The organism is Desulfitobacterium sp. THU1 (assembly GCF_038181555.1).
GTDB lineage: Bacteria > Bacillota > Desulfitobacteriia > Desulfitobacteriales > Desulfitobacteriaceae > Desulfitobacterium.
The window spans coordinates 70,834-95,100 of record NZ_JBBWUA010000002.1; the positions used below are offsets into that span (position 1 = coordinate 70,834).

General features: G+C 45.0%; 29 protein-coding genes. All 29 read right to left on the bottom strand.

The features are described from left to right. Positions 1-7 precede the first annotated feature (7 nt). On the bottom strand, positions 8-1,384 hold the full coding sequence (locus tag AAC978_RS02590; RefSeq protein WP_341546416.1) for an MFS transporter: 1,377 nt from the start codon (positions 1,382-1,384) through the stop codon (positions 8-10). Positions 1,385-1,642: 258 nt separating this feature from the next. Continuing rightward, on the bottom strand, positions 1,643-2,329 hold the full coding sequence (locus tag AAC978_RS02595; protein ID WP_341546417.1) for a substrate-binding domain-containing protein: 687 nt from the start codon (positions 2,327-2,329) through the stop codon (positions 1,643-1,645). Positions 2,330-2,376: 47 nt separating this feature from the next. Beyond that, the gene (locus AAC978_RS02600) at positions 2,377-2,574 is read right to left on the bottom strand and encodes a LysR family transcriptional regulator (protein ID WP_341546418.1); all 198 of its coding nucleotides are present in this window, start codon (positions 2,572-2,574) and stop codon (positions 2,377-2,379) included. Between the two features lie 13 nt (positions 2,575-2,587). After that, a complete protein-coding gene (locus AAC978_RS02605) occupies positions 2,588-3,511 on the bottom strand; it encodes a LysR family transcriptional regulator (protein ID WP_341546419.1) in 924 nt (307 codons plus the stop codon). Between the two features lie 31 nt (positions 3,512-3,542). Continuing rightward, positions 3,543-5,348: an ATP-binding protein gene (locus tag AAC978_RS02610; RefSeq protein WP_341546420.1), complete on the bottom strand. Its 1,806-nt coding sequence runs from the start codon at positions 5,346-5,348 to the stop codon at positions 3,543-3,545. Positions 5,349-5,380: 32 nt separating this feature from the next. Then, positions 5,381-6,073, bottom strand: coding sequence for a response regulator transcription factor (locus AAC978_RS02615; protein ID WP_341546421.1), 693 nt, complete (start codon positions 6,071-6,073; stop codon positions 5,381-5,383). Between the two features lie 76 nt (positions 6,074-6,149). Then, entirely contained in the window at positions 6,150-6,515 is a 366-nt protein-coding gene (locus AAC978_RS02620) for a YraN family protein (RefSeq protein ID WP_341546422.1), read from the bottom strand. Positions 6,516-6,853: 338 nt separating this feature from the next. Further along, positions 6,854-8,317 (bottom strand): NADH-quinone oxidoreductase subunit N, encoded by a 1,464-nt coding sequence (locus AAC978_RS02625; RefSeq protein WP_341546423.1) that lies wholly within the window; start codon positions 8,315-8,317, stop codon positions 6,854-6,856. Then, positions 8,317-9,876, bottom strand: a complete 1,560-nt coding sequence (locus AAC978_RS02630; protein WP_015263018.1) for a complex I subunit 4 family protein — start codon at positions 9,874-9,876, stop codon at positions 8,317-8,319. The genes AAC978_RS02625 and AAC978_RS02630 overlap by 1 nt, the downstream gene beginning before the upstream one ends. Beyond that, positions 9,876-11,834, bottom strand: a complete 1,959-nt coding sequence (gene nuoL, locus AAC978_RS02635; RefSeq protein ID WP_341546424.1) for an NADH-quinone oxidoreductase subunit L — start codon at positions 11,832-11,834, stop codon at positions 9,876-9,878. The genes AAC978_RS02630 and nuoL overlap by 1 nt, the downstream gene beginning before the upstream one ends. A 19-nt stretch (positions 11,835-11,853) precedes the next feature. Continuing rightward, positions 11,854-12,186 (bottom strand): NADH-quinone oxidoreductase subunit NuoK, encoded by a 333-nt coding sequence (gene nuoK, locus AAC978_RS02640; protein ID WP_015263020.1) that lies wholly within the window; start codon positions 12,184-12,186, stop codon positions 11,854-11,856. Further along, positions 12,183-12,695, bottom strand: coding sequence for an NADH-quinone oxidoreductase subunit J family protein (locus tag AAC978_RS02645; protein ID WP_015263021.1), 513 nt, complete (start codon positions 12,693-12,695; stop codon positions 12,183-12,185). The genes nuoK and AAC978_RS02645 overlap by 4 nt, the downstream gene beginning before the upstream one ends. Beyond that, positions 12,692-13,099 carry a NuoI/complex I 23 kDa subunit family protein gene (locus tag AAC978_RS02650; protein ID WP_341546425.1) on the bottom strand — a complete coding sequence of 136 codons (408 nt, stop codon included), beginning with the start codon at positions 13,097-13,099 and terminating at the stop codon, positions 12,692-12,694. The genes AAC978_RS02645 and AAC978_RS02650 overlap by 4 nt, the downstream gene beginning before the upstream one ends. Before the next feature lie 4 nt (positions 13,100-13,103). Further along, entirely contained in the window at positions 13,104-14,150 is a 1,047-nt protein-coding gene (gene nuoH, locus AAC978_RS02655) for an NADH-quinone oxidoreductase subunit NuoH (RefSeq protein ID WP_341546427.1), read from the bottom strand. Positions 14,151-14,174: 24 nt separating this feature from the next. Next, positions 14,175-15,287, bottom strand: a complete 1,113-nt coding sequence (locus AAC978_RS02660) for an NADH-quinone oxidoreductase subunit D (RefSeq protein ID WP_341546428.1) — start codon at positions 15,285-15,287, stop codon at positions 14,175-14,177. 12 nt (positions 15,288-15,299) lie between these two features. After that, positions 15,300-15,791, bottom strand: coding sequence for an NADH-quinone oxidoreductase subunit C (locus AAC978_RS02665; protein WP_341546429.1), 492 nt, complete (start codon positions 15,789-15,791; stop codon positions 15,300-15,302). Further along, the gene (locus tag AAC978_RS02670) at positions 15,781-16,302 is read right to left on the bottom strand and encodes a NuoB/complex I 20 kDa subunit family protein (RefSeq protein ID WP_341546430.1); all 522 of its coding nucleotides are present in this window, start codon (positions 16,300-16,302) and stop codon (positions 15,781-15,783) included. The genes AAC978_RS02665 and AAC978_RS02670 overlap by 11 nt, the downstream gene beginning before the upstream one ends. Next, a complete protein-coding gene (locus AAC978_RS02675) occupies positions 16,293-16,649 on the bottom strand; it encodes an NADH-quinone oxidoreductase subunit A (protein ID WP_341546431.1) in 357 nt (118 codons plus the stop codon). The genes AAC978_RS02670 and AAC978_RS02675 overlap by 10 nt, the downstream gene beginning before the upstream one ends. Positions 16,650-16,774: 125 nt before the next feature. Beyond that, on the bottom strand, positions 16,775-17,554 hold the full coding sequence (locus tag AAC978_RS02680) for a ribonuclease HII (protein WP_341546432.1): 780 nt from the start codon (positions 17,552-17,554) through the stop codon (positions 16,775-16,777). After that, positions 17,499-18,410 (bottom strand): ribosome biogenesis GTPase YlqF, encoded by a 912-nt coding sequence (gene ylqF / locus AAC978_RS02685; protein ID WP_341546433.1) that lies wholly within the window; start codon positions 18,408-18,410, stop codon positions 17,499-17,501. The genes AAC978_RS02680 and ylqF overlap by 56 nt, the downstream gene beginning before the upstream one ends. A gap of 29 nt (positions 18,411-18,439) precedes the next feature. Further along, positions 18,440-18,949, bottom strand: coding sequence for a signal peptidase I (lepB, locus tag AAC978_RS02690; RefSeq protein WP_445900274.1), 510 nt, complete (start codon positions 18,947-18,949; stop codon positions 18,440-18,442). Between the two features lie 221 nt (positions 18,950-19,170). Continuing rightward, positions 19,171-19,512, bottom strand: a complete 342-nt coding sequence (gene rplS, locus AAC978_RS02695; protein ID WP_341546435.1) for a 50S ribosomal protein L19 — start codon at positions 19,510-19,512, stop codon at positions 19,171-19,173. Positions 19,513-19,646: 134 nt separating this feature from the next. Beyond that, positions 19,647-20,204 (bottom strand): RNA methyltransferase, encoded by a 558-nt coding sequence (locus AAC978_RS02700; RefSeq protein ID WP_341546436.1) that lies wholly within the window; start codon positions 20,202-20,204, stop codon positions 19,647-19,649. Positions 20,205-20,206: 2 nt separating this feature from the next. After that, positions 20,207-21,034 carry a tRNA (guanosine(37)-N1)-methyltransferase TrmD gene (gene trmD / locus AAC978_RS02705; RefSeq protein WP_341546639.1) on the bottom strand — a complete coding sequence of 276 codons (828 nt, stop codon included), beginning with the start codon at positions 21,032-21,034 and terminating at the stop codon, positions 20,207-20,209. 1 nt (position 21,035) lies between these two features. Further along, positions 21,036-21,542, bottom strand: a complete 507-nt coding sequence (gene rimM / locus AAC978_RS02710) for a ribosome maturation factor RimM (RefSeq protein WP_341546437.1) — start codon at positions 21,540-21,542, stop codon at positions 21,036-21,038. Between the two features lie 45 nt (positions 21,543-21,587). Further along, a complete protein-coding gene (locus tag AAC978_RS02715) occupies positions 21,588-21,809 on the bottom strand; it encodes a hypothetical protein (RefSeq protein WP_341546438.1) in 222 nt (73 codons plus the stop codon). A 509-nt stretch (positions 21,810-22,318) separates the two neighbouring features. Beyond that, complete coding sequence (locus AAC978_RS02720) at positions 22,319-22,549, bottom strand: KH domain-containing protein (RefSeq protein ID WP_341546439.1); 231 nt, start codon at positions 22,547-22,549, stop codon at positions 22,319-22,321. A 22-nt stretch (positions 22,550-22,571) separates the two neighbouring features. After that, positions 22,572-22,838 carry a 30S ribosomal protein S16 gene (rpsP, locus tag AAC978_RS02725; protein ID WP_341546440.1) on the bottom strand — a complete coding sequence of 89 codons (267 nt, stop codon included), beginning with the start codon at positions 22,836-22,838 and terminating at the stop codon, positions 22,572-22,574. 58 nt (positions 22,839-22,896) lie between these two features. Further along, the gene (gene ffh / locus AAC978_RS02730) at positions 22,897-24,258 is read right to left on the bottom strand and encodes a signal recognition particle protein (RefSeq protein ID WP_341546441.1); all 1,362 of its coding nucleotides are present in this window, start codon (positions 24,256-24,258) and stop codon (positions 22,897-22,899) included. Between the last annotated feature and the right edge of the window lie 9 nt (positions 24,259-24,267).

Below are 24,267 nucleotides of genomic sequence, written 5' to 3' on the forward strand. Positions count from 1 at the left end.
CGTGATTTTAGTCTATTTCCTCCAGCGGTTTCCCACCTGTACGCGCACCTAGGGCAAGTATGAACAGGCCCGCAAATGTCATTAAACCGGCAATCCCGAGGTATAGTCCTTTAAAGCCGTAGCCTGCCATAATGAGGGGGATAAAGAGTTGAGAAGCTGATACACCAAGACGCTGGCAAGCGTTGACAATGCCTACAGCAGTATTGCGCATTTTTGTCGGGTAATGTTCTGGTACATAAGCCATGGCAATAAAACCAGTACCCATACCTAAAGCGTTTAACATAAATGCTACGACCATAACGACCATATAGGTGTTGCCCAAGCTGGCAAAAATAACGGTTGTGATAGCACCTGCTAAAACACCAATTGCTATCGGTATCTTTCGACCACCTTTGTCAGAGAAGGGTGAGGAGAGGAACAGTCCCACCGGGCCGCCCAGCATAAATGCTGTACCGATCGTTAAGCTCTGCTCGAGAGTAAACCCTTTCATGGTCAGGAGGGTCGGTGTCCAGACGGATGTTGCAAAGCTAGCAATATTGATAGGAATACCAAAGCCTAGCAAAATAAGAGTACGTTTAAGATACTTCCCTTTAAACATTCCTGAAAACTGTTCAACAAAGCTTACTTTTGGAGGAGTATGCTTTGCAGCTTCTGATAAATCGACAGCGACACCACTTAGTTCTTCAACAACCTTCTCAGCTTCAGCAATCCTGCCTTTACTTACTAGCCATCGAGGAGATTCTTTAAGGTATTTGAAACCCAAAACGAAGCTTATAAAGCCTAAACCACCCAGATAGAAAATAATCCGCCAGGCTTCTGGACCTGTAGGAATAATCGCTCTGGAGATAAATCCAATAGCCGGCATAGCCATGAATCCACCAGCAGCGGTCAAGCTTTGCCATTTACCCCGACTTTCTCCGGGAGCCATTTCCGCGATATAAGCAATCGAAGTGACCATCATCATGAAAATTCCGAAGCCTGTAGCCGCTCTGGCAAATACGAAGACGGTAAAGTTACTTGTTATACCGTTAAGAATAGACATAGATGAGAAAATCAACATTGCTAACAAGAAGGTTTTACGACGTCCAATAGCGTCAGAAACAAACCCACCCAATAATCCACCAAGAGTCATACCAAGGAAATAGGTAGAGGTAATCGTGGCAAGTTGGTGTTGCTGGAAAAATCCGCCTTTAATAAGGGCTGGAGCGATAAAGGAAAAGTTGTTATTATCCATTTGCTCAAAAAAGTAGGATAGTACAATAATGATAAATAAGAACAGGTGTTGTCTGGACACTGGTAGTCCATCAAAATAGTTATTCAGTTTCTTGACTTTGGGTCCACCGGAAACTAAAGTTTCCTTACCGGGGTTAATTTCTAAACTCATACATTTCCACATCCTTTTCATAATGTGCCTATACTATACTGTGCCGCCATGAAGAAAGGCCGTACTTTCACAACCCCTCCTTTAAGACTTTGTAGAATCGTTTAAGGATAACTAAATCAAATAGAATCTATAGATTAATTTTATTCTAGGTTATCTCGTATGCTTTGTGAAATATAGGTTTTGGTATGCTAGACATGTGAAAAAAAATATATGCACTTATTATAGTGCATATATCCATTCACCTGTCTATTACATTCCTTATTGCTTCTGTTTAACCATATTATCCTGAATCAATTCCTTAACCAGGGCCAGTAATTCCTTTTCGATATATGATAGGGATTCGTAGGGCGTGTATAAGATAAAAATATCAAACTCTTCACTTAACTCCTGAACCGGTATGGCTTTAATCATCCCACTGCTCATATATAAGTCGTTAAAAGATAAAATCTCAGGAAAAATCGAGAATCCGAAGTCATCGCTGATAAGCTTTTTAAGCAGTTCAATATCTTCAACAATAATTGGTTTATTGAGTTGATGTCTCAAAATTTTGGAAACCTGGATATAGTTTTCTTTATAGGAAATCATCTTCATGGACTTGAGATCGGAGGAACTGAGCCATTCTCGATCGGACAGAAGGTTCTTACTGCTTAAAAAAACGAACAATCTAGTCTGACCTCCGGAAATAATCTCACATTCGATATCTACCTCTTTTAACTGCTTGAGTAAATTGTTCTTACCTTCTGGATCGCAGGTTACTACACCGATGGAATAGGCTCCCTTATCCATGCTCTCTACAATCTCATAATAAGGTGTCTCATGAATATCTAGACGAACTTTTGGATAAAGAGAATGAAATTTCATAAGTAAATCAGGGACTATGGCATTGGCAAAGGCTCCCGGGACAGCCATCTGAAGATTACGGATCGGGACGTTTTCTTCTTCCATGATTCCTTTGATTTTTTCACTTAAGTTTAAGATGTATCTTGCCAGCTCTAGGACAGTTTTTCCCCTAGTTCTGAAGGGACAACGCCTGTGCTGCTGCGTTCAAAGATCTTTAGGCCCAGCTCTTCTTCCAGTCGACTTATGGATACACTCAAGGAGGGTTGACTGAGAAAAAGAGCATTGGCCGCCTTAGACAGCGATCTATATTCATCAATTTTTACGATTTGCTCAAGCTGTTCGATACGCATAGGAATTTCTCCTTTAATTACAATTGTCGATAATTGTATCCATAAGTATCTTCTTTAGTTGCTTTGCCGAATGAGACAGAGGTTCAGTTTTGGAATAGACAAGATACATTTTCATTTTAATTTCATCGGTTACCCCTTCAAGAGCACAATATTTCAGTAGCCCTTGTTCGAAATAAGGATCATTGTAAAAAAAGAAACGGGGAAAGACAGCCAATGCCTGATTCTTAGCAATGATTGTTTTCATGACTTCACGATTAGAAATAATCAGAAATTCACTCTTCGTTGTATCAATCCCACAATTTCGCAGTGAATTTCGATACCTGCCGCGATAATCGACGATAGTCATTCCTTCTAATTCTGCCAAGCTTATGGTCTCTTTAGCTGCTAAAGGATGATGTGAGCCAATAATCAAGCACATATCATCCTGAATTATTTCTTCGTAGGCCATGTCCATTTCATCAAGGAGCTTGCGCATTGTCTCATCATAATTACTAGTCCAAACTGTGACCCCCATCAAACATGCCCCTGTGGCTACCTTGTCTACGATGCCAATGCCTATGTCCTCTGTAAGCACAAGATTAACATTGGGATATTTTTCATGAAAACGCGATATCAGAAGCCCGGCAAAAGAATTGAACACTCCCGGGGCAAGAATCAGACTGAAATTTCCGGTTAGATTAGCTTCACCTCCTGCCAGAGACTTAAGTACTTCAATACTATTAATGATTTCTCGGGCCATACCAATGACTTCTTGCCCTAGGCAAGTTGGAATTAAGCCCGCTCGATTGCGCCGAAATATTTTGTAGCCCAGCTCATCTTCAAGATTCTTCACAGAATGGCTAAGTTGTGGCTGACCCATAAAGAATGTCCTCGCTGCTTCAGAGATGGATTTCTTATTGTTTATTTCGATAATATGCTGAAGTTGTTCTATGCGCAAAGTAACACCCCCAATACTATTACTATTATTATTACTTAGGCAGGATAACTTTAAAGGTGGTTCCTTTACCGACTTCACTTTCAACCCTAATTTCACCATCATGGGCTTCAACGATGAGCGCCACAATGGATAGTCCTAAGCCCATACCACCCTCTTTGCGTGAGCGCGATTTATCCACTCGGTAAAATCGTTCGAAAATGTGCGGTAGAGCTGAATCAGGAATACCTTCCCCCTCATCTTCGACGCTGAACTGAATCCGTTCAGCACATTCCTTAATCTTAATTCGTACGCACTTGCCTACAGGGGTATGACGGAAGGCATTCTCCATCAGATTAATGAAGACTTGCAGCAGCCGGTCTCGGTTGGCAAAGATAACCCCTGAGCCGGTCTCAATCTCTAGGTGAATACCTAAATCATCGGACCGCCCTTGAAAACGATAGCGTAGCTCTTGGAGAAAGCTAGCCAAATCGATCTCTTTCTTGTCAAAGTTTCTCCAGTTATCAAAGCGATCCAGTTCCTGAAGCTCCATAACCAGCTTTGCTAAGCGCTTAGCTTCTTCCAATACCAAATCAATATGCTCCGATTGCTCCTCCTTGGGGATAACCTCATCTTGAATCGCTTCTAAATATCCTTGGATGAGATGGAGTGGAGTTCTCAATTCATGGGTGACACTGGCCATAAAGTCACGCCGTTCCTTTTCAGCTCGTAAGGATGCCGTAATATCTCGCAGCACTGCCACATAACCTTGCTTACCATCTTCTGACTGAGTTGTGGCCATCGCTACCTGAAGAACTTGGGTCCCTAAATTAAAATGCATCTTTTGGTCAAGGTCGCTGTTACCCATAAATTCGCGCAAAAAGACCATTAGCTGTCCTTTTCGCGTGGATAACTCTTCTTCTTGCCCTGCCCCCTGCCAAATGGCCTTCGCCGGTTCATTACAATAGAGAATACCACCTTCATCATCAAGCATAATTACTCCATCACTAATCCCTTCCACAATCCCCAGCAAGAGATTCCTCTCTTCAGAAAGCCAGGTCATATGGTTTTTTAGACTTTCGCCCATGGAGTTCAATGCGTTGGCGAGTTCACCCAACTCATCACGACTTCTGACTCCGGTGATCGGTTGGAAGTCACCGTTAGCCATTTGACTGGCTCCTTTTTGCATGAGGGCTAAGGGACGGGTAAATTGGCGTGCGAAAATCAAGCTGACGAGAGTCGCTAATACAACCGCCCCCAGGGAAACATATAAGGTCATGCGACGAAACGCATCTATACTAGCTTGAACTGGGGCCGGTGAGGTTCCCAATACCACAATGGCTTCGCTAGGATCCCCGATAGGCGCCGCCGCGATTAACATAGCTTGACCCGTCTGATTCCGAGGAATGGCCTTAATGGTGATTACTTTTCCGCCTAATACTTCAGCTATATCTGATTGAGTTAAAAAATCGGATGGGTATAAGGAACGAATCAGCCAGCTCATCTCGCCAGAAGCATCACCCCAACCAATACGGTCATTCGTACCAAAGCTCGCTCCGACATTCTCCCCTTTGATAGCAATAATCTCACTATAGCGGTCAATGACAACCATTTGAGTATCTGAAGATAAGCGGATTTCATCGATAGCAAATAAGCGTTGCGACCAATTAGGCTGATCGCCAAGGTAATGGGATATTTCCTTGACCTCGTCACCTAAAGTGTCTAAAGTTTGCTGAAAATAAAAATCACCGAATAGTAGAGTAATGGTTACCCCTAAACCACCTAAAACTACGAGAATAAAAGTGGTAATGGCAGCCCATAATTTCATACTGATACTACGCGGACGAAGTTCAAACTTCAACTTTTTCTCCTCTTTCCGAGTTCAAAATTCACTTATTCATTAATTGCTTCGGGGTCAAATTTGTAGCCTACACCCCACACTGTTGCAAGCATGCCTCTAATTTTGGGATCTGCCAGTTTTTCCCTGATTTTTTTAACATGGGTATCCACCGTCCGTGCATCTCCGTAGAAATCATAGCCCCAAACCGTCTCCATAAGTTGTTCTCTGGAAAATACACGACTGGGATTTTTCGCCAGAAAGTACAAGAGCTCAAATTCCCTAGGGGTAAAAGTAATCTGTTCTTCATCGATGGACACACGATGCTTATCCTTCTCAATTTTTAAAGATCCATAGACTAAATCAGAAGAGTTAGCCGTTATGTTACCCCCGGAACGCCTTAAAAGGGCTTTAACCCGCGCTACTAGCTCCTTGGTGCTAAAGGGCTTGACTAAATAATCATCTGCACCCAATTCAAATCCCAAAACCCGGTCAAACTCTTCTCCACGAGCTGTTAGCATGATGATGGGTATATCGGATTTCTCCCGAACATCTCGGCATACTTTCCATCCGTCGACCTCAGGCATCATGAGATCGATAATGAGTAAAGCATATTCCTTTTTTTGAATTTTCTCGAGCGCCTCACGCCCATTGTCAGCCTCATCGACACTATATCCTTCTCTTTCGAGGTACATACGCACTAAATGGCGAATGCGTTCTTCATCATCGATTACTAATATCGGATTCATAGCTGTCCTCCTTAAGCATAGTCCTCTATATGCATTTTATCATACCTCTATATTCTTACAAATACGATACTTTTTCCTAAATACCACGGATCCACAACATTTCCGCAGGATTGTCCGGTTGATCCGGGATACGTATGGCAATTAAGTCAAAGCGCAGGGGAGGCCAGCCTTTATAGTTGTGATATTTTAAAAAATGGGTCCCGATACGATTCAGTCTAGCCCTTTTTTGCGGGGTTATACTTTCTTCACCCCAGCCGCGTTTACCGGTGGTGCGTGTCCGAACCTCTATAAAAATGACAGTCTCCCCTTCTCGAGCAATGATATCCATTTCTCCCATAGGACAGCGATAGTTACGGTCAAGAATAGTCAGTCCGGCTTGCATAATATGTTTAACAGCGAGTTCCTCTCCAAACATCCCTAGGTTCCTTCTCTGTTCACTCACCTGCGACTCCTCTTTTCTTTGCCTATCTTTACCCCAGATTGATGCTTAACGTGAATCCCAGTTTACTATCATTTGTTTTGCTTTCTTTCATCTGTTCTTACCTTCTCCAAACTAGTCTCCTTTCCCTGCCTGTCCTAATGTTCCAAAATCTCTACCCAGAAAAATGGCCCGTGAGCGTAGCTTAACATACAGTAGAGAGCGATTTCACTGTGGATAAGCTACTAGATCCAGACAAAGATATTTTTCATGTATTAGTGAAGGAAGTACTAAGACTGCATAAATAAAAGAGCCCCAGCAAATGCTGAGGCTCCTGTAAAACTATTTCTACTGATAAGAATCTATTTTACCAAACTTGCTGCCGCTGTAATAGCCATTTGAGCAAGCGGTGTAGGATAGATTCCCAAAATGACGGTTACAATCATGGACAACAACATGCCAAACTTAGCTGCACCATGTACAGGTGCCTCCGGCAATCCTTCACCGTCTCCCAAATACATGACCTTAACGACGGACAAGTAGTAGTAGACTGAGATCATACTCATCACGAAACCAATCACTGCAATCCAAACAAAACCTTGATTGACCACCGCCGAGAAGAGATAGAATTTAGCCACAAACCCTGCAAGTGGTGGAATACCAGCCAAGGAAAGGAAAGATATAGTGAGCACAGCCGCGGCGAGTGGCGAGCGTCTGGCAAGACCGGAATAGTCTTTAATCTCCGTGCTACCTTGACTTTGAGCCACATGAGTAATGACTGCAAAGGCACCTAAGTTGGCGACGACATAAATCATCAGGTAGAAGAGCACACCCTTGATACCATCCACAAAGACCGAAACCGTTGGAATGGCCACTGCAATGATACCAACCATGATGTAACCCGCTTGAGCAATCCCCGAGTACGCCATCAAGCGTTGAATGTTCTTCTGTGGGAAAGCCATCAAGTTACCGATAATCATAGTCAAAGCAGCCAAAATAAGGAGTAGAACCAGCCCAGTTTCAGCGAAGGATTGACCATACATCATCAAGAGGTAGAATCTCACCAAGGCTGCGAAAGCGGCTGCTTTGGAAGCTGTTGCTAGGAAGGCAGTTACCGGGGAAGGAGCTCCTTCGTAAATATCCGGTGCCCACATATGGAAAGGAACTAAACTAATCTTGAAGCCGAATCCAGCGAGCAGCATCACGGTTGCAAGAATTGTCACCGCGTTGACATCTGTACCCAGAGCCATAGCCACTGCAAACATCTGCGTGGATCCTGTCAATCCATAGATGAGGCTGATGCCGTAGAGAAGCACTGCCGAGGAAGTAGCTCCCAAGACTAAATACTTAATACCTGCCTCCGAGGATTTTGGATCATTGGGATGATAAGCTACAAGAATATAGAAGGTGATGGTCATGAGCTCCAAGCCCACATACATCGTGATTAGATCCCCTGCTCCAGACATAAGCATCATGCCCAAAATAGCAATCAGCAGCAAAGGATAAAACTCTCCGCGATACGCTTGAAATTTGGCAACATAGGATTTTGTTGAAAGTACAACAAGCAGAGCCGCCACTAAGAAGAGAATCTTGAAGAAACCTGCAAATTGATCATGCATATACATTCCGTTGAGGAATGCTGCATTCCCCCCATAGAAGAAATCATAGAGAGCATAAGCAAGGGTCCCCAATATGGCAAATATCGTGAGAGGAAACATGCCTTTTCTTGAACCACGTGGGAGGATGAGCCCTACTGCAAATAAGCCAAGGCTAAGGACTGCCATAATGATTTCTGTTGTGAGTAAAGATAATTCAAAAGTCACCATTAGAACAACCCTCCAATCTTCGCCTGAGTCACGACTTCAAGCACCTTGGCTAATCCTGAGGAATGGACCCCGGTGTCGATCAGTTGCAGTACGGTGTTCGGGAATACACCCGTTATGATTATGACAAAGACCAAGATGACCAACGGAACTAACTCCGGACCGTGGAGGTCTTTCAAATGATCCCATTCCTTACGACGTGGTCCAAATAGGACATTGGCAATAAGGCGAAGGGAATAAACTGCAGTGATGATAATCCCGGCAACCCCGACAATCGCATGGACCGGTAAAGTCTTAACTGTACCAATGAAAATGGTAAACTCTCCAATAAAGTTCACAGTTCCTGGCAAGCCAAGACCAGCCATACCTGCAATCAAAAACCCAACAGCCAGACGTGGCATCTGATGGGCCAGCCCGCCGAGTTCAACAACATTCCGGGTATGGGTCTTCTCGTAGATAAAACCAATCATGGAGAAGAAGAGAGCTGACATGACACCGTGAGCGAACATCATGGCTACTGCACCCGTAACACTGGTGACGTTCAAGGCCGCAATGGCGATCAGGACATATCCCATGTGACTGACGGATGAGTATCCGACAACATACTTGAGGTCTTTTTGTGCTAAAGCAATGAACGCAGCATAAAGAACGTTAACAAGAGCTAAAACCGCAATCACTGGCGCCCAGAACTTCGCTCCGATAGGGAAGCACAACAGTCCTAGACGAATTAAGCCGTAGCCACCTATTTTCTTCAAGACCCCAGCGTGGATCATACTGACTGCTGTAGGAGCGCCAGCATAACCGTCGGGAGACCAAGAGTGGAAGGGGAACATGGAGATCAATGATCCAAAACCAAAGGTTAAGAGACCAAAGATGATAATCTGGAAGGTCTCATCATACTGGAGCCTTGCCAGTTGATCAAACATGAAGGTTGGTCCTTGACCCATGGCCGCAAACTGATTCGTAGCATTAACCCAAATGGAAACCATCGCTACGAGCAAGAAGGCAGATCCAATCAAAAGGTAAATGGTCAATTTCATACCCGCATATTCTTTGGACACTCGTTTCGTACTTCCCCAGATGATAACCATGATATAGATAGGGATAACCACGATTTCATAGAAAAGGAAGAAGATAAACAAGTCGCGAGCAATAAAGGTTCCCATAACTCCGGCAACCAATATTAAAAGTAGAACGAAAAATTCTTTGACACGATTGTCAATATTCCAAGAAGAATACACCGCTGTAAACGCGATCAAGTTCGTGAGTAGGAGCATGGGAATACTGATACCGTCAACTCCGAACGCTAAGTTAACACCGATATCAGGAATGAGCGGAATCGTTAGATTAAATTGCATACCTGCCAAGGAGCGGTCGTATGCAAAGAATACATAGAGCGAAAGCAACAAGGAAGTGAGAGTACCTAGTGCTGCCACTAACTTAATCGTTTTCCCCTCTTCCTTAGGAAGGAAGACAATTACGAGTGCTGCTAGAATGGGTGCTAACAGTGCCAATGGCAGAATCAAAGAGCCCACTTCGGGCTGAAGCGCCAATGTCGACATTACTTAACACCTCCTAGCATAGCTGCGGGATTAAGCGTCGAAAGCTGTCCTTCTCCTAGAGCAAAGACAATATAGATGACGACGACCGCAAAGAAGAAGACTAAGGCATAAGTTTGTAGCTGACCTGTTGTGGTCTTGCGAAGTACACGACCAGAACCGCGAGTGAGGAATGCCAACCCATTGACAATGCCATCAATAATATACAGGTCAAACCAGTAAAGAACTTTAGCAACGATACCATCCATAACCTTATGGATGAACCAGAGGTAGATTTCGTCGATATAATACTTATTCTTGAGGAGTTTATAGACTCCAGGAAAACGTGCCACTACATTCTCAGCTTTGATAGCTCGGGTCACGTAAGTGATATAAGCTAAGCCGATACCAAGAACTCCGGCAAGGATAGATATAGAAGCTATCGTCCAATCAATCCCTTCATGGTGGAATTCACCATAATGGACAAAGTAACCAAAATTGTGCTCAGGTAAAGCAACCCATCCGCCGACGATGCTGAAGAATGCTAAAATGATCAGCGGCAAAGTCATTACCCAAGGAGATTCGTGGGGATGATTCTCCGGTTTTTCCTTGCCCATAAAGGCTACGAAGAAAAGACGGCTCATATAGAAGGCTGTCAAAAATGCGGTAAACAAGCCCACAGCAAAAATCACGGGATGACCATTATGCAGCGCTGCGGCCAAAATCTCGTCTTTTGAGAAGAATCCAGCAAAAGGTGGAATACCTGAGATCGCTAGGACACCGATAAAGAAGGTGGTACCGGTAATCGGCATCTTCTTCCAAAGTCCGCCCATATCCCAGATGTTTTGCTTTTCATGGAGAGCATGAATCACAGAACCTGCTCCTAAGAACATCAAGGCCTTGAAGAAAGCATGAGTCATTAAGTGGAACATAGAAGCAGTTAAGGAGCCAACCCCCAGAGCGAACATCATATAACCTAATTGGCTTAAGGTTGAATAGGCCAAAATCCGTTTAATGTCGTCCTGAGCAATGGCTATAGTCGCGGCAAAGATCGCCGTAAAGGCTCCCATACCTGCCACCAGCTGCAGGGCAAAAGGTGATGCGTTATCAAACAGGAAGAACATCCGGGCAACCAAGTACACACCGGCGACAACCATGGTAGCGGCATGGATCAAGGCACTGACGGGTGTAGGACCTTCCATGGCATCAGGTAACCAGACATGTAAAGGAAACTGACCGGATTTCCCAATGGGTCCAATGAAGACTAAGACTGCCATGACAGTAAGATAACTTACCCCACCGATCAGAGCAAAATCTTGAAAGCTCGTCGCCATCTGAACGGATAAGGAACCAGGACCATAGAAATCTAAGGTGCCAAATTGGTTGTATAGGAACAAGATTCCTAAGAGTAAACCAAAGTCCCCAACCCGGGTGGTAATAAAGGCCTTCTTCGCAGCTTCGCGAGCAGATACCTTAAAGAACCAGAAGCCAATGAGCAGATAAGAGCATAGTCCTACCAATTCCCAGAAGATAAACAGTTGTAACAGATTTGTTGCTAAGACCATGCCCAGCATGGAAGCAGCAAATAAGGATTGGAATGCATAATAGCGTGAAAACCCTGGGTCTCCATGCATGTAACCGATCGAATAGATCTGAACCATAGATGCTACCAAAGTAACAACAAAAAGCATCATCGCACTCATTGGGTCAATGAGTGTGCCAAAGTCAATTTGAAGACCAGCTATGCTGAGCCAATTCACCGTGGTCAGCACAGGGTTTTCAACGACTTGCGAACCGGACTGAATTACACCAATACCGATACCAATGGCCAATCCCAACGAAGTAAGAATCGCCAATATTGAAATGGTGGAGGACAGTCTTTTGGATCGCTTCGTGACTAAGGCTATGAGCAGAAACGACAGAAAGGGCAAAAACGGGATTAACCATGCCCATTGAAAAAGATCATTCATTTCCTTGAACACCTACCTCTCCATTGACTCTCTACCACTTCAACCAATTGAACTCATCCACATTTGTGGTGCGGCGATTACGGTAAATGGCAATAACTAAAGCCAAGCCCACGGCAATTTCAGCTGCGGCCACAACAATCACGAAGATTGCGGCAACCTGTCCAATCAGTGGATTTGTCCCAGGATCAGCCCAGGGGGCAAACCGGCTAAAAGCCACAAAATTAATATTGACTGCATTAAGCATTAATTCGATAGACATAAGAATAGCAATGATATTTCGTTTCACGAAAACTCCGTAGAGCCCTAGGCAAAAAAGCATCGCTCCAACTAATAAATAGGATCCAAGCCCAACGCTTATACTCATCTGCTTTCATGCCCTCCTTTCGCGATAATCACTGCCCCGATGAGCGCTAGTGTCAACAGGATGGCTGCCGCTTCAAAGGGTACCATATACCATGTCAAAAGCAGTTTGGAGAGCTCAACAGTCGTCCCTCCGGCAAGAGCTGGCATGGCCAGAATACGCCAATCACTGTGAGTCAAAATCACCAAAGCTAAAAGAATAAACACAAGGGAGCCGACTAAAGCACCAGAAGCCCATTTTTTGGTCACCGGACTACTATCCGCGACATCTCCCCTTAAGGTTAACATCACTGCAAAAATCACCATAATCGAAATAGCACCTGCATAAACAAGTAATTGAACTGCTGCAAGATACTCAGCGTTTAACAAAATATACAGGACGGCTACTCCCGCAAAGGAAAGTGCCAGGAAAAAGGCACTGTGCACAATGTTTTTCGAGGTGACAACTCCCCAAGCCGAAGCCACGGCGATTATGGCGAAAATGAAGAACACAACGGTCGCCATAGTACTCATTCGTTGCCCTCCTTCCGATTGCGTTTGGAACGCGCGATCATATCCCAATCCAAATCCTCAGGATAGAAGACCGAATTCTCAAACTCCTGGGTCACGGTAAGTGCATTTGTCGGACATGCTTCTGTGCATAAGCCACAGAATAAACACCGTCCAACATCCATGTGGTAAGTTTGAAGAACTTTTTTGTTGTTCTCGTTCTTTTCACTGGTTAAGGTAATAACTTCGTTTGGACAGGCCATTGCACATAAGGAACAAGAAATGCATTTTTCCGGTTCCAATCCCATGGAGCTTCTAACCGTCTTAGGAAGATTTGGTAAAACCTCTGGATAGAATTCTGTGATGTTTGGTCCGAGCATCTTTTTGATGGTGATGCCCATACCCTTAAATAACCCTTTACCTAACACTCTGTCACCCTCCAATCACGAGTTGATAGATATAAATCCCCAAACCCGTCAACAAAATGTTGAGAAGCGCGAGCGGTAACAAGACCTTCCAGGCAAAATGCATCAAGTGGTCGATCCGAATCCGTGGGAATGTCCAACGCACCCACATAGAAACAAAAATCAATAGACCTACTTTTAACCAGAACCAAGCCACACCTGGTAGTATTGCCGGCCCTTGCCAACCACCTAAGAAGACTGTTGCAGCCAAGGCACACATAGCGACCAAGTTTGCATATTCACCGAGGTAGAATAATCCCCAACGCAAACCTGAATACTCCGTAAAGGGCCCGGCGATAATTTCTTGGTCAGCCTCTAAAAGGTCAAACGGCGCTCTGTTGACTTCAGCTTGGCCGCAAATCAAAAAGATAATAAATGCTAATGGCTGTAAGAAAATGAATGGAATTGTAGCTTGTGCCTCGACGATTTTCGTTAAGTTGAACGTCTGAGTCAGCATGACAACACCCAATAATGAGAAAATCAAGGGAATTTCATAACTGATCATTTGCGCAACTGCACGCATGCCACCAACTAAGGAATATTTATTATTAGAACTCCAACCGGCCATTAAGAATGCCAAGGTAGATACTGAGGTGACCCCCAGATAAAAGAATATTCCCAGTTCTAAGTCGATTACCGTCATTCCGTAGCCAAAAGGCACGATGGCCAAGGTCAAAATTGGAATACCAAAAACAAACATAGGGGCAATTTTATACATTACTTTGTCAGCATTCCCTGGCGTAAAATCTTCTTTACCCAAGAGCTTCAGGGCATCTGCTATGGTCTGAAACCATCCGCGAGGACCCAATCGATTTGGACCGGGGCGTTGCGAAGCCCAGCCAGCCACTTTACGTTCTAAAATAACTAGAAAAAGTGCTGCAACTACAATGACCACAATGACCAAAATCATCCCGATTAAAGTCATAGTGAGGTCGGCCCAGATGGAGTTAGGATCTGCGAACAAACCGCGGATCACATCCGCAATTTTCACTGGCAAATTATTTATAGCGTCCATCTTATTCTCCCCTCGTTGAGAGTATTACTTATCCACTTCACCAAGTACTGCATCTAATGACGCAAAACTACAGATAAGGTCTTGAATATAGGTCCCAACACCGATTTCCTCTAAACATTGAAGATTGACAAAGGCGCCTGCCCGAATCTTCACCCGTTCTGGCTTCGGTGTTCCGTTGCTTACAATATAGAAACCGAGTTCACCCTTGGGATTTTCCACACGGTGATACACTTCCCCAACAGGGGGCTTAATGATTTTGGGTACTTTCGCCATAACCGGACCTTCGGGGATATCCCGCATCGCTTGACGAATAATTTTGAGGCTTTCGTTCATCTCCAAGAAACGAATCATGTTTCGGTCGAATGAATCGCAGCCATAAAGTACAGGGACATCAAAATCAAAACGATCATAGATTCCATAAGGTTCTGCCTTACGCACATCGTATTGTACTCCTGATGCACGAAGGGCTGGGCCGGTAATGCAAAGATTCTCTGCCGCTTCCTTAGAAAGAATTCCGACATTCTTCAATCTGCCTTGGGTAATTTCATTGCCAAGATAGATGTTATAATACTCTTCGATTTTTTCCGGCATATCATCTACGAACGATTCTAAGGCAGCCCAAAATTCTGGAGTAGGATCAAAGCTCATGCCACCGATCCGCATAGCATTGACGGTTAAGCGACTACCTGATGTCATTTCAAACAGATCGAGGATTCTCTCCCGATCACGGAAAGGATATCCCCACGCTGTCCAGCCCGCTATATCCAAAGCAGCACTGGCAATAAACACTTGATGACTAGCGAATCGCGCTAGTTCAGCAAAAATTATCCGTAAATACTCTGCTCTCTCGGGAACCTCAACTCCCATTAACTTCTCTACGGCCTGAACATAGGCCATATTATTATGTGGTGAAGCAAGATAATCTAAGCGGTCGGTGTACGGAATAAACTGAGTATATGTCCGACTCTCCGCAAGCTTCTCCAACCCACGATGGAGGTAGCCAATCTTTGGTTCAATTCCTGTTACTGTTTCCCCCTGCAAACGAACGATCATCCGAAATACACCGTGCATACTCGGATGTTGGGGGCCCATGTTTAAAAGAAGTTCTTCTGTTCCTTCTTGGTACATTTCTGACATGGTTTTACCCCCTTACTCATCATCTCTGCGTACACGCATAGTATTGCGAACTTCCACAGGTTCTGTGACATAATCCTTACGCAGTGGGAATCCTTCGAAATCATCCCACATATAAATCCGTTTCAGGTTCGGGTGACCTGTGAATTGGATACCAAACATATCATAAGCTTCCCGCTCCATAAAATTGGCGCCTGCCCAGATTCGGGTCACAGAATCAATTACCGGTTTCTCGCGATCGACGATCGCTTTAACGCGCAGCTTTTGTGGCCCACGAAGGCTTGTCATCTGATAGACAACTTCAATATGGGTTACCTTGTCCACTCCGGCGATGTCGTGGAGAAAGTCACATGGTACATCCGCGAAGTTTTTTGCTGCTGTAAGGGTTTCTGTAATATAAGCGCCCTGCACAGTAAGTACCAAAGTGTCGATCATCTCTTCGACTTTGCCATTAACACGCGCTGCTAACTCATCCACACGTTTTCTTAACACATCATTATTTCCCATGTTTCAATAACCTCACCTTATCTGGGTGGTTCACCTTATGTTGAAGTTGAAGCAACCCATATACTAAGGATTCCGGCCGAGGAGGACAGCCGGGAATATAAACATCGACCGGGACAATTTTGTCCACTCCTGTCAACATGGAATAGGAATCCGCAAAAGGACCACCTGCGCTAGCACAGCTGCCCATAGCAATAACCCATTTGGGTTCAGGCATCTGATCATAAATCATCCGCAGAAGGGGAGCCATTTTGCGAGTACATGTTCCAGCGACAATCATGACATCTGCATGGCGAGGTGATGCCCGGAAGACCTCGTATCCAAAACGAGAGATGTCAACACGCGGACCACCTGCCGCCATCATTTCGATAGCGCAGCAAGCTAAACCGAAGGTTACAGGCCAAAAAGAATGTCCACGACCCCAATTCAAGAGCTTATCAATACTGGTTAGTAGAACATTTTTTTCCATGAGCGCCTCGGCTTCGCGAAGTTCTTTCTCTTTTGCTACATCCACTCTAATGCACCTTCTTTCCAAGCATACCAGAATCCAACTAAGAGAATGACGATGAATACAAACATTTCAATAAAAGCGAAGGTTCCAAGTTGTCGGAACGATAACGCCCAAGGAAACAGGAAGACTGTTTCTACGTCAAATGCCGTAAAAACAAGGGCATAAAGAAAATAATTGCTTTTGAACCCTAACCAGGTACGTCCAATTGTTTTGTTACCACCTTCATACGGTGTTAACTTCTCTGGAACTGGTTTTTTTGGAGCTAAGAGTTTGGGCATCAACATCATAATCATGTTAATGGCAATTGCCACCACAAGTGCTATCCCAACAGCAGCAAAATTATCTGACATCTCCTTACCCCCCTTCATAATAAAAATATTTTATTCCCATAAACCAAACTCATTGTGCCATATTTGTTTAGGAATAGTCAACAATTATGTACGCTTTATCTTCTAAATGTAAATTATAAGTTTATTCAAACAATATTCAACTGATTTTTAACTGGAGCAAAGGTTCGGCGATGGATCGGGCATACTCCATAGCGACGTAAAGCGGCAAGATGCTCGCGTGTACCATAGCCTTTATTTTTCCTAAATCCATAGACAGGATAGAGCGTATCCAGCTCATCCATCAGGTGATCTCGTGAGACTTTAGCAAGTATGGAAGCTGCCGCAATACTTGCACTGAGTGCGTCTCCATCAATGATTCCTTTTTGCGGGATCTTGAGGGGTATTTCTAAGGCATCGATGAGCAGAAAATGGGGGCGAATCTTGAGATTTTCTACCGCTCGCTTCATAGCCAGTTTAGTGGCTTGGAGAATATTTAGAGCATCAATCTCCGCGGATTCAGCACTGCCCACTGCGTAGCCTAAGGCTTGTTCTTTTATCTCTTGAAACAGTCTTTCCCGCTTACTCTCTGACAACTTCTTCGAATCATTAAGTCCCGGTAAATTGAATTTTGCCGGCAGGATACAGGCGGCAGCCACCACCGGTCCCGCTAGAGGACCTCGTCCCGCTTCATCCATCCCTGCGATGTGGAGATAACCAGCTTGCCATAATTGCTTTTCTTCCACTAACAAGTGTTGAATCCGTACAGCCTCTGCTTTGCGGACTTCACAGTCCTTTTGATAGCGGATCATCAGTTGTCGAACTCCCTGACGCGAGTCTTGAGCACACGCCTTAAGAAATTCACCCGAGGGTTCAGTTTTGAGCATCTCGCTCAATTCCCGAATGCTCATTTGTGATATCGCTTTCAAAACTATTATCCTCTTCTTTCCTACTCTTCTCTTCTATATGATCCAAGGTAAACCTTCCTAAGGAGCCCGCCCGAAATTCTCTAATAAAGATCTGAGCCGCTTTTAAAATATCCACTTGACCTCCTTTTACAAGACAGCCCCTTTTACGGCCAATTCCTTCCAGATCTAAGTCTTGGACATTTTCTGTATAGCGTTTCAATGAATCAGGATAGTATTGCTTCAACCAAGCTAATAGCCAAATCGATAATTCTTCCAGATTCAGTACTTCATCGCGAATTGCACCTGCGGTTCCCAGCTTGATACCCACTTCAGGATCTTCAAACTTAGGCCAAAGTAAGCCTGGTGTATCCAGCAGCTCCACTTTGTCATGAATGCGAATCCATTGGTTTCCGCGGGTTACACCAGGTTTGTTACCTGTTTTAGCTTTTGCACTACCGATCAAATTATTCACTAGAGACGACTTTCCGCAATTGGGTATGCCGACAACCATGACCCGAATGGCACGGGCCCTAATTCCTTTGGCTGCCCATTTCTCAATCTTATCCGCCATGAGACGCTCCAGGGTAGGTACGATTTTGCCAACCCCAGCTCCGGTCGCCGCACTAACGGCTAAAACAGGGCTCACTTTACGTAGCACATTTACCCAGAGTTCTGTCTGGATAGGATCAGCCAAGTCTGATTTGTTTAAGATGACGATCTTGGGTTTATCACCTAACATCTCTTGAAGCAGAGGGTTTCTACTACTTTCCGGCAAACGAGCATCGCCTAACTCGATGACCACATCGACCCAACGGAGTTGATCTAACAACAGCCGCTTTGCCTTCGTCATGTGACCTGGAAACCATTGAATACTCAAGGAAACACCTTCTTAATCCTCAACTATCGCTACCAAAAGAACTTTAATCTTTGGAGCGGATTATAAACCAACCATGCTTTTCCTATGATATAGCTTTGGGGTAAAACTCCCCATTCGCGAGAATCACCGCTTTCCCGGCGATTATCACCTAAAACAAAAATGTTCTCAGCGGGAATAGTCTCTGGTTCAAAGGGCGAATAATCTCCCTGCTTCAGATAAGGCTCTTGAACAAGGGCCCCATTGACGTAGACTTGATTTCCTTTGAGCTCCACACTTTCTCCTTCTACTGCAATTACTCGTTTGACAAAAGTACGACTGGTATCCTTTGGATAAGCAAAGACCACAATATCTCCCCGCGCCGGGGCTCCGTATTGATAAGCAAAACGGTTGACGAGAATTCTATCGCCGTTAAGCAACGTAGGCTCCATGGAATTCGAGGAAATCGCATAAGGTTGTAGCACAAACAAACGCAAAAGCGCAGCAATAACCACAACTGCTGCCAGAACCCAGATTACCCACCCGAATCTTGTCTTATGCATCACTGTATTTTCTCCTCTCCTTTTCAAATTCTTCACTAGTATGAGCAGAAATTTTGAGGAGCATACAGTGTATCAATTGTCTAAATACATCTAAAATTATCCATCCGTAGTAGTTAACGCTATTTGCCAATTTCGTTGAGCATAAGTAAATAATTCAATAAATAATAGCTTTATAAAAATGAATAATAAAAAGGACCGGATTGCTCCGGCCCATCTCATTGCTAGCGACGGTCGCGAATCCGCGCAGCTTTACCTGAAAGTTCACGTAGGTAGTAGAGTTTAGCACGGCGCACAACACCACGACGTACAACCTCAATATGGTCGATTCGAGGAGAATGGAGTGGGAATGTCCGTTCAACTCCTACACCATAAGTCACCCGACGAACAGTGAAAGTCCGGCGCAAACCGCCGCCTTTCGTCTTGATGACAACTCCTTCAAAAGCCTGGATACGTTCCCGAGTACCCTCGACAACTTTTACATGTACGCGTACAGTATCTCCAGGACGGAAGGCAGGAAGATCTTTTTTCATCTGTTCTTCTTCAATCATGCGAATAAAATCCATTATTGATTCCCCCCTTCCTTGCATAGATGTTCATACACTGAGCTTGCCATAAAAAACAAGCTTTTCAAAGTGAGCGGACCATCCGTTTTACCGTGATATCATATCATAATTAAAGTTTGGACGCAACTTAAATTTTAATGTCCTCTTAGGCGATCTAAAATAATGGCTGCTGCCGAACGTACCGAGAGATGATTCCATTCCCCTGGACCATAAATCGGCTCCAAAATGATATCACAGCTTGCCATGACGTCTTTGTGCAGCCCCCATCCCGTTCCGAAAAGCAAAAGCATTGGGTCCTCACCCTTTTCAATCTTAGCACGAACCGTAGCATAATCTAAGGTATTGGGATACCTTCGGGCATCTGTAGCAATCCTCAAGGGCTTACGTCCTTGCTCTTGATAAATTTCTTCCTCAACCTCAGCTAGCTCACTTAGTAACTTGACCCGAGCAAAGGCTTCCTGACGATTGGGATTGTATTCCGCACCAAAACCCTCTTGCCAATAACCCATAATTCGCCGGGCTAATTCTTGTTGGGCTTGTGCAGGATGAACGATATAGTAACGCTTAACCCCATAAGTCGTCGAACTTCGAGCGATATCGTGAATATCCAAGTTCGTAATAGAGGTAGCGATCGTTTCCATGTTCTTATTATAAACAGGCGCATGAATTAAAGCGATGTATAAGTCGCCCATGATTATTCCTCCTCATCGTTAAACGAAGCCTGAGGTCTTTTTCTCAACCTTTTCGGCTTTGGCTTGAGATGTTGCCAGCGGAATCTCTCCGCTGCGAGGTTAGGTAGTTCTTGGCACAATTCTTCAAGAAGAGTGTAGTCACTTCCTTGAAATTCGGTATGTACAAATAAATCGGGACGTTTTAAAAAAGTTCGTCTTAAGGATTCCTTACGGCGCCACCCCTCGATATGAAGATGGTGTCCAGATAAAAGAACCTCCGGAACCTCCATTCCGTTAAAAACAGGTGGGCGAGTATATTGAGGATACTCCAAAAGCCCATCACTATGGCTATCTTCCTCTGCGGATGCTTTTTCTCCCAACACTCCAGGCAATAATCGGGCCACGGCATCAATCATCACCATGGCTGCCAGCTCTCCACCCGTAAGGACAAAGTCCCCAAGGGATACCTCCTCATCAGCAAGCCTACGAACGCGCTCATCAAATCCCTCGTAGTGCCCGCAAATAAAGATCAGTTCATCGAGCTGACTCCATTCCTTGGCCTTCCGTTGCTGAAAGACTTCACCTTGAGGAGTAAGCAAAATAACCCTCCTCTGTCCTCGGGAGGGAGGCAAATCCCCTATCGCTGCAAAGATAGGCTCTGGCTTGAGGACCATTCCTGCTCCACCGCCATAGGGCACATCATCCACATTCTTATGCTTACTGAGAGCATAATCACGGAAATTGATCAGCTTAACAGCCATCAGGTTGGCTGCCTGGGCTCGCTTTAATATACTTTCCTGTAGTGGTGCAAACATCTCCGGGAAAAGGGTTAAAATAGTAAACTGCATCATTTTACTCTTCTCCATCCAGCAAACCAAGGGGTAATTCTACTTCCATCCGTCGCCCTGGCACATCAACATGCTTGACCACACTCTTCAGAGCCGGTACACAGATCTCCCTACCATTTCCCTTCACAAGGTAAACATCGTTGGCGCCCGTCTCGATCACACGGGTCAAAGTCCCCAATAAGGTCTCACCCTCATACACCTGCATACCCTCAAGTTCGAAGTAATACCAGCCTTCTTTAAGGGGCGGTACCTCCGAGCGATCCACCTTAATTGCCCAGCCCCGTAACTTATCGGCCTCGTCCCTAGAGTTTACTCCTTCTAAAGTCAGGTATATCTCAGATTCTTGAACCTTAGCATTCAGCACCTTCAAGCGGCGTTGGACCTGATTCTGCACGAGTATGACTTCCTGAAGCTTTTTAAAGCGCTTGGGATTATCCGTAATGGGATGCACCTTGATTTCGCCCTGCACGCCGTGGGGCTTGATGACTTCACCGATTGTAACCTTGTCCATAAGAGGCATTTCTCCTTTTTTTGAGGAAAGTACTTGATTAGAATTTTAGTAAGCTAGGTCTCCAGGACTTTGCTTTACGCGTTCACTCTGTAAGCTGCGCGCACCCGTTCTAACGCTCAAGCTTACCGCTCCGGCGGGACGTCGGCTAAATCGGCTCCTGCCTCGTAGCCGGTTGGAAACGTCCTGTTTCCAACCCGACTCCGCTGCAAGCTTTTCGCGGAGAACGGGTAGCTGCTCGCTTAGAAGCCGTTCTCTGCTGTAAAGCAAAGTCCTTGGGCCGCTTTTTTCAGGTTATGTATTCTTAGAAGGGCACGGGAGAGACCCGATAGTATTTTCTTTAGGAAAGACTCAGGAGTTTTTCTTGAAGGAGGCTCCGAAGACTTCACTTAAAGTGAAGCTCAGGAGTTTTTCATTCAGAAGTCCCTTAGTTTTTACTTCAAGAGAAGCTCGGGAGGCTTTCTTCAAAGACCCCTAAGCGTAGCTTTTCGCACAAGAGTGAACGATTTTAGCGAAGGGGCGGTTAGGCAAACGATGCTTTCGGGGGGTAGCGGAGCCGCCGGTTCACTCCAGGTATTACCCTGAGGTTTGGCGGAGCTCCCTCGAAAGCGAGTGTGCGAGCCCTGGAGCTAGTGAGAGAACGATGTGCGAAAAGCTACACGACCCGAATCTTGAAAGCAATCCCTAAATGACCCCAAACAAAACTAAGAAAAGCCGCGAACAACCGACCTCAGCGTCGAATCCGAAACGTCAAAAAGGGCGCAAGGCCCTTCTCAACATCACTGATCAATGTCAACATGTACTCTGCGTCCATCTTTGACCGCAGCAGCTTTAACTAACGTGCGAATGGCGTTAGCGATTCTACCCTGTTTACCAATAACTTTGCCCATGTCCTCTGGAGCTACTGTGAGCTGCAGATGAACGGATCGATCCGTTTCGGATTGAGCCACAAGCACTTGATCCGGGCGATCGACTAAAGCTTTTGCCAGCACTTCAACGAGTTCCTTCACAGGAACACCCCCAATAATCCAATTACTTCTTGGACTCATGGTACTTAGCCAAAACTCCAGCTTTGCGAAGCAGAGACTTCGCTGTATCTGAAGGTTGAGCACCAGTTGCTAACCATTTCAATGCTTTTTCTTCATCAATGTTTAAAACTGCAGGTTGTTTCGTAGGATCGTAGGTACCGATCTCTTCGATGAAACGACCATCGCGTGGTGAATCGGAATCCGCAACGATTAAGCGATAGAAGGGATTCTTCTTGGCACCTAAGCGGCGAAGACGAATTTTTGTTGCCATGTTTTTCACCTCCTCATCAGGATACTTTTATCCGCTAACCGAATGTATTGTATCGTGATTATTTAAAGGGGAACGGCAAGCCTAATTTCTTACCTTTTTTACCCTTTTTACCTTTACCCATCATGCCCATACCCGGCGCACCCGCAAATTGCTTCATCATTTTTTGCATCTGCTCAAACTGTTTAAGCAAACGACCCACTTCTTGAATGCTGGTACCGCTTCCTTTGGCAATGCGGCGCTTTCTAGAATCTTTAATTAAGGCTGGCTTTCGACGTTCCTCCTGGGTCATGGAATGAATGATAGCCTCCACATGGGCCATATCTTTCTCATCGATCTGGACATCCTTCAACTGCTTCCCGGCACCGGGAATCATCTCCAGCAGCGAGCCTAAGGGCCCCATCTTTTTAATCTGCTGCATCTGATCGAGGAAGTCATCGAGAGTAAATTCCTGCTTGCGGAGTTTTTGCTCCATCTCCCGAGCTTGCTTTTCATCAAAAGCTTCTTGAGCCTTTTCAATCAGGGTTAGAACATCGCCCATTCCTAAAATACGGGAAGCCATCCGGTCCGGAAAAAAGGGTTCAATGGCATCCATCTTTTCCCCAGTCCCGGCAAACTTGATGGGACAGCCAGTGACAGCTTTAACGGAGAGGGCCGCCCCACCCCGGGTATCGCCATCGAGTTTGGTCATGATAATTCCGTCAATCCCAAGATCACCGTGGAAGCTTTCCGCCACATTAACTGCATCTTGCCCCGTCATGGCATCCACGACCAGAAGAATTTCGTGAGGCTTGACAGCAGCTTTGATATCCTTGAGCTCTCCCATCAACTCTTCATTGATGTGCAGGCGTCCTGCTGTATCAATAATGACCACATCTAAGCCTTGACTAAGAGCATGCTGCAGGCTGGTTGAAGCAATCTTCACCGGATTTTCCTGTCCTAATGAAAACACCGGAACCTTAATTTGGTCCCCTAAAACTTCAAGCTGCTTGATAGCTGCAGGACGATAGATATCACAGGCGACCAGCAAGGGATGCTTGCCCTGCTTTTTTAACATATTGGCGAGCTTTGCGCCATGCGTTGTTTTACCGGCCCCTTGCAAGCCCACCAGCATAATAACCGTCGGTGGCTTTGAGGAAATATTTATTTTACTGGAAACGCCGCCCATTAAGGCAATCATTTCCTCGTTAACAATCTTAATCACCTGTTGCCCAGGAGAGAGAGATTCAAGAACCTCTTGTCCGATAGAACGCTCCTTGACTTTGGCGACAAAATCCTTAACAACCTTAAAGTTCACGTCAGCTTCCAATAAAGCCATGCGAACTTCGCGCATTGCTTCATTGACATCCGCTTCTGTGAGTTTGCCTTTGCTTTTTAAGCGTTTGAAGGTTTCTTGTAATTTTTCACTTAGACCTTGAAACATACCAGCCCT

Bases quoted from the DNA above. Each gene is read 5' to 3' on its own strand.
- AAC978_RS02590 (WP_341546416.1), bottom strand. From the start codon at position 1,384: ATGAGTTTAGAAATTAACCCCGGTAAGGAAACTTTAGTTTCCGGTGGA.
- AAC978_RS02595 (WP_341546417.1), bottom strand. From the start codon at position 2,329: ATGGAAGAAGAAAACGTCCCGATCCGTAATCTTCAGATGGCTGTCCCG.
- AAC978_RS02600 (WP_341546418.1), bottom strand. From the start codon at position 2,574: ATGCGTATCGAACAGCTTGAGCAAATCGTAAAAATTGATGAATATAGA.
- AAC978_RS02615 (WP_341546421.1), bottom strand. From the start codon at position 6,073: ATGAATCCGATATTAGTAATCGATGATGAAGAACGCATTCGCCATTTA.
- AAC978_RS02625 (WP_341546423.1), bottom strand. From the start codon at position 8,317: ATGGTGACTTTTGAATTATCTTTACTCACAACAGAAATCATTATGGCA.
- AAC978_RS02630 (WP_015263018.1), bottom strand. From the start codon at position 9,876: ATGTCGACATTGGCGCTTCAGCCCGAAGTGGGCTCTTTGATTCTGCCA.
- nuoK (WP_015263020.1), bottom strand. From the start codon at position 12,186: ATGAGTATAAGCGTTGGGCTTGGATCCTATTTATTAGTTGGAGCGATG.
- AAC978_RS02645 (WP_015263021.1), bottom strand. From the start codon at position 12,695: ATGAGTACTATGGCGACCGTTGTGTTCTTCATTTTCGCCATAATCGCC.
- nuoH (WP_341546427.1), bottom strand. From the start codon at position 14,150: ATGGACGCTATAAATAATTTGCCAGTGAAAATTGCGGATGTGATCCGC.
- AAC978_RS02660 (WP_341546428.1), bottom strand. From the start codon at position 15,287: ATGTCAGAAATGTACCAAGAAGGAACAGAAGAACTTCTTTTAAACATG.
- AAC978_RS02665 (WP_341546429.1), bottom strand. From the start codon at position 15,791: ATGGGAAATAATGATGTGTTAAGAAAACGTGTGGATGAGTTAGCAGCG.
- AAC978_RS02675 (WP_341546431.1), bottom strand. From the start codon at position 16,649: ATGTCAGATAATTTTGCTGCTGTTGGGATAGCACTTGTGGTGGCAATT.
- lepB (WP_445900274.1), bottom strand. From the start codon at position 18,949: ATGCATAAGACAAGATTCGGGTGGGTAATCTGGGTTCTGGCAGCAGTT.
- rplS (WP_341546435.1), bottom strand. From the start codon at position 19,512: ATGGATTTTATTCGCATGATTGAAGAAGAACAGATGAAAAAAGATCTT.
- AAC978_RS02700 (WP_341546436.1), bottom strand. From the start codon at position 20,204: ATGGGCGACTTATACATCGCTTTAATTCATGCGCCTGTTTATAATAAG.
- trmD (WP_341546639.1), bottom strand. From the start codon at position 21,034: ATGATGCAGTTTACTATTTTAACCCTTTTCCCGGAGATGTTTGCACCA.
- rimM (WP_341546437.1), bottom strand. From the start codon at position 21,542: ATGGACAAGGTTACAATCGGTGAAGTCATCAAGCCCCACGGCGTGCAG.
- rpsP (WP_341546440.1), bottom strand. From the start codon at position 22,838: ATGGCAACAAAAATTCGTCTTCGCCGCTTAGGTGCCAAGAAGAATCCC.
- ffh (WP_341546441.1), bottom strand. From the start codon at position 24,258: ATGTTTCAAGGTCTAAGTGAAAAATTACAAGAAACCTTCAAACGCTTA.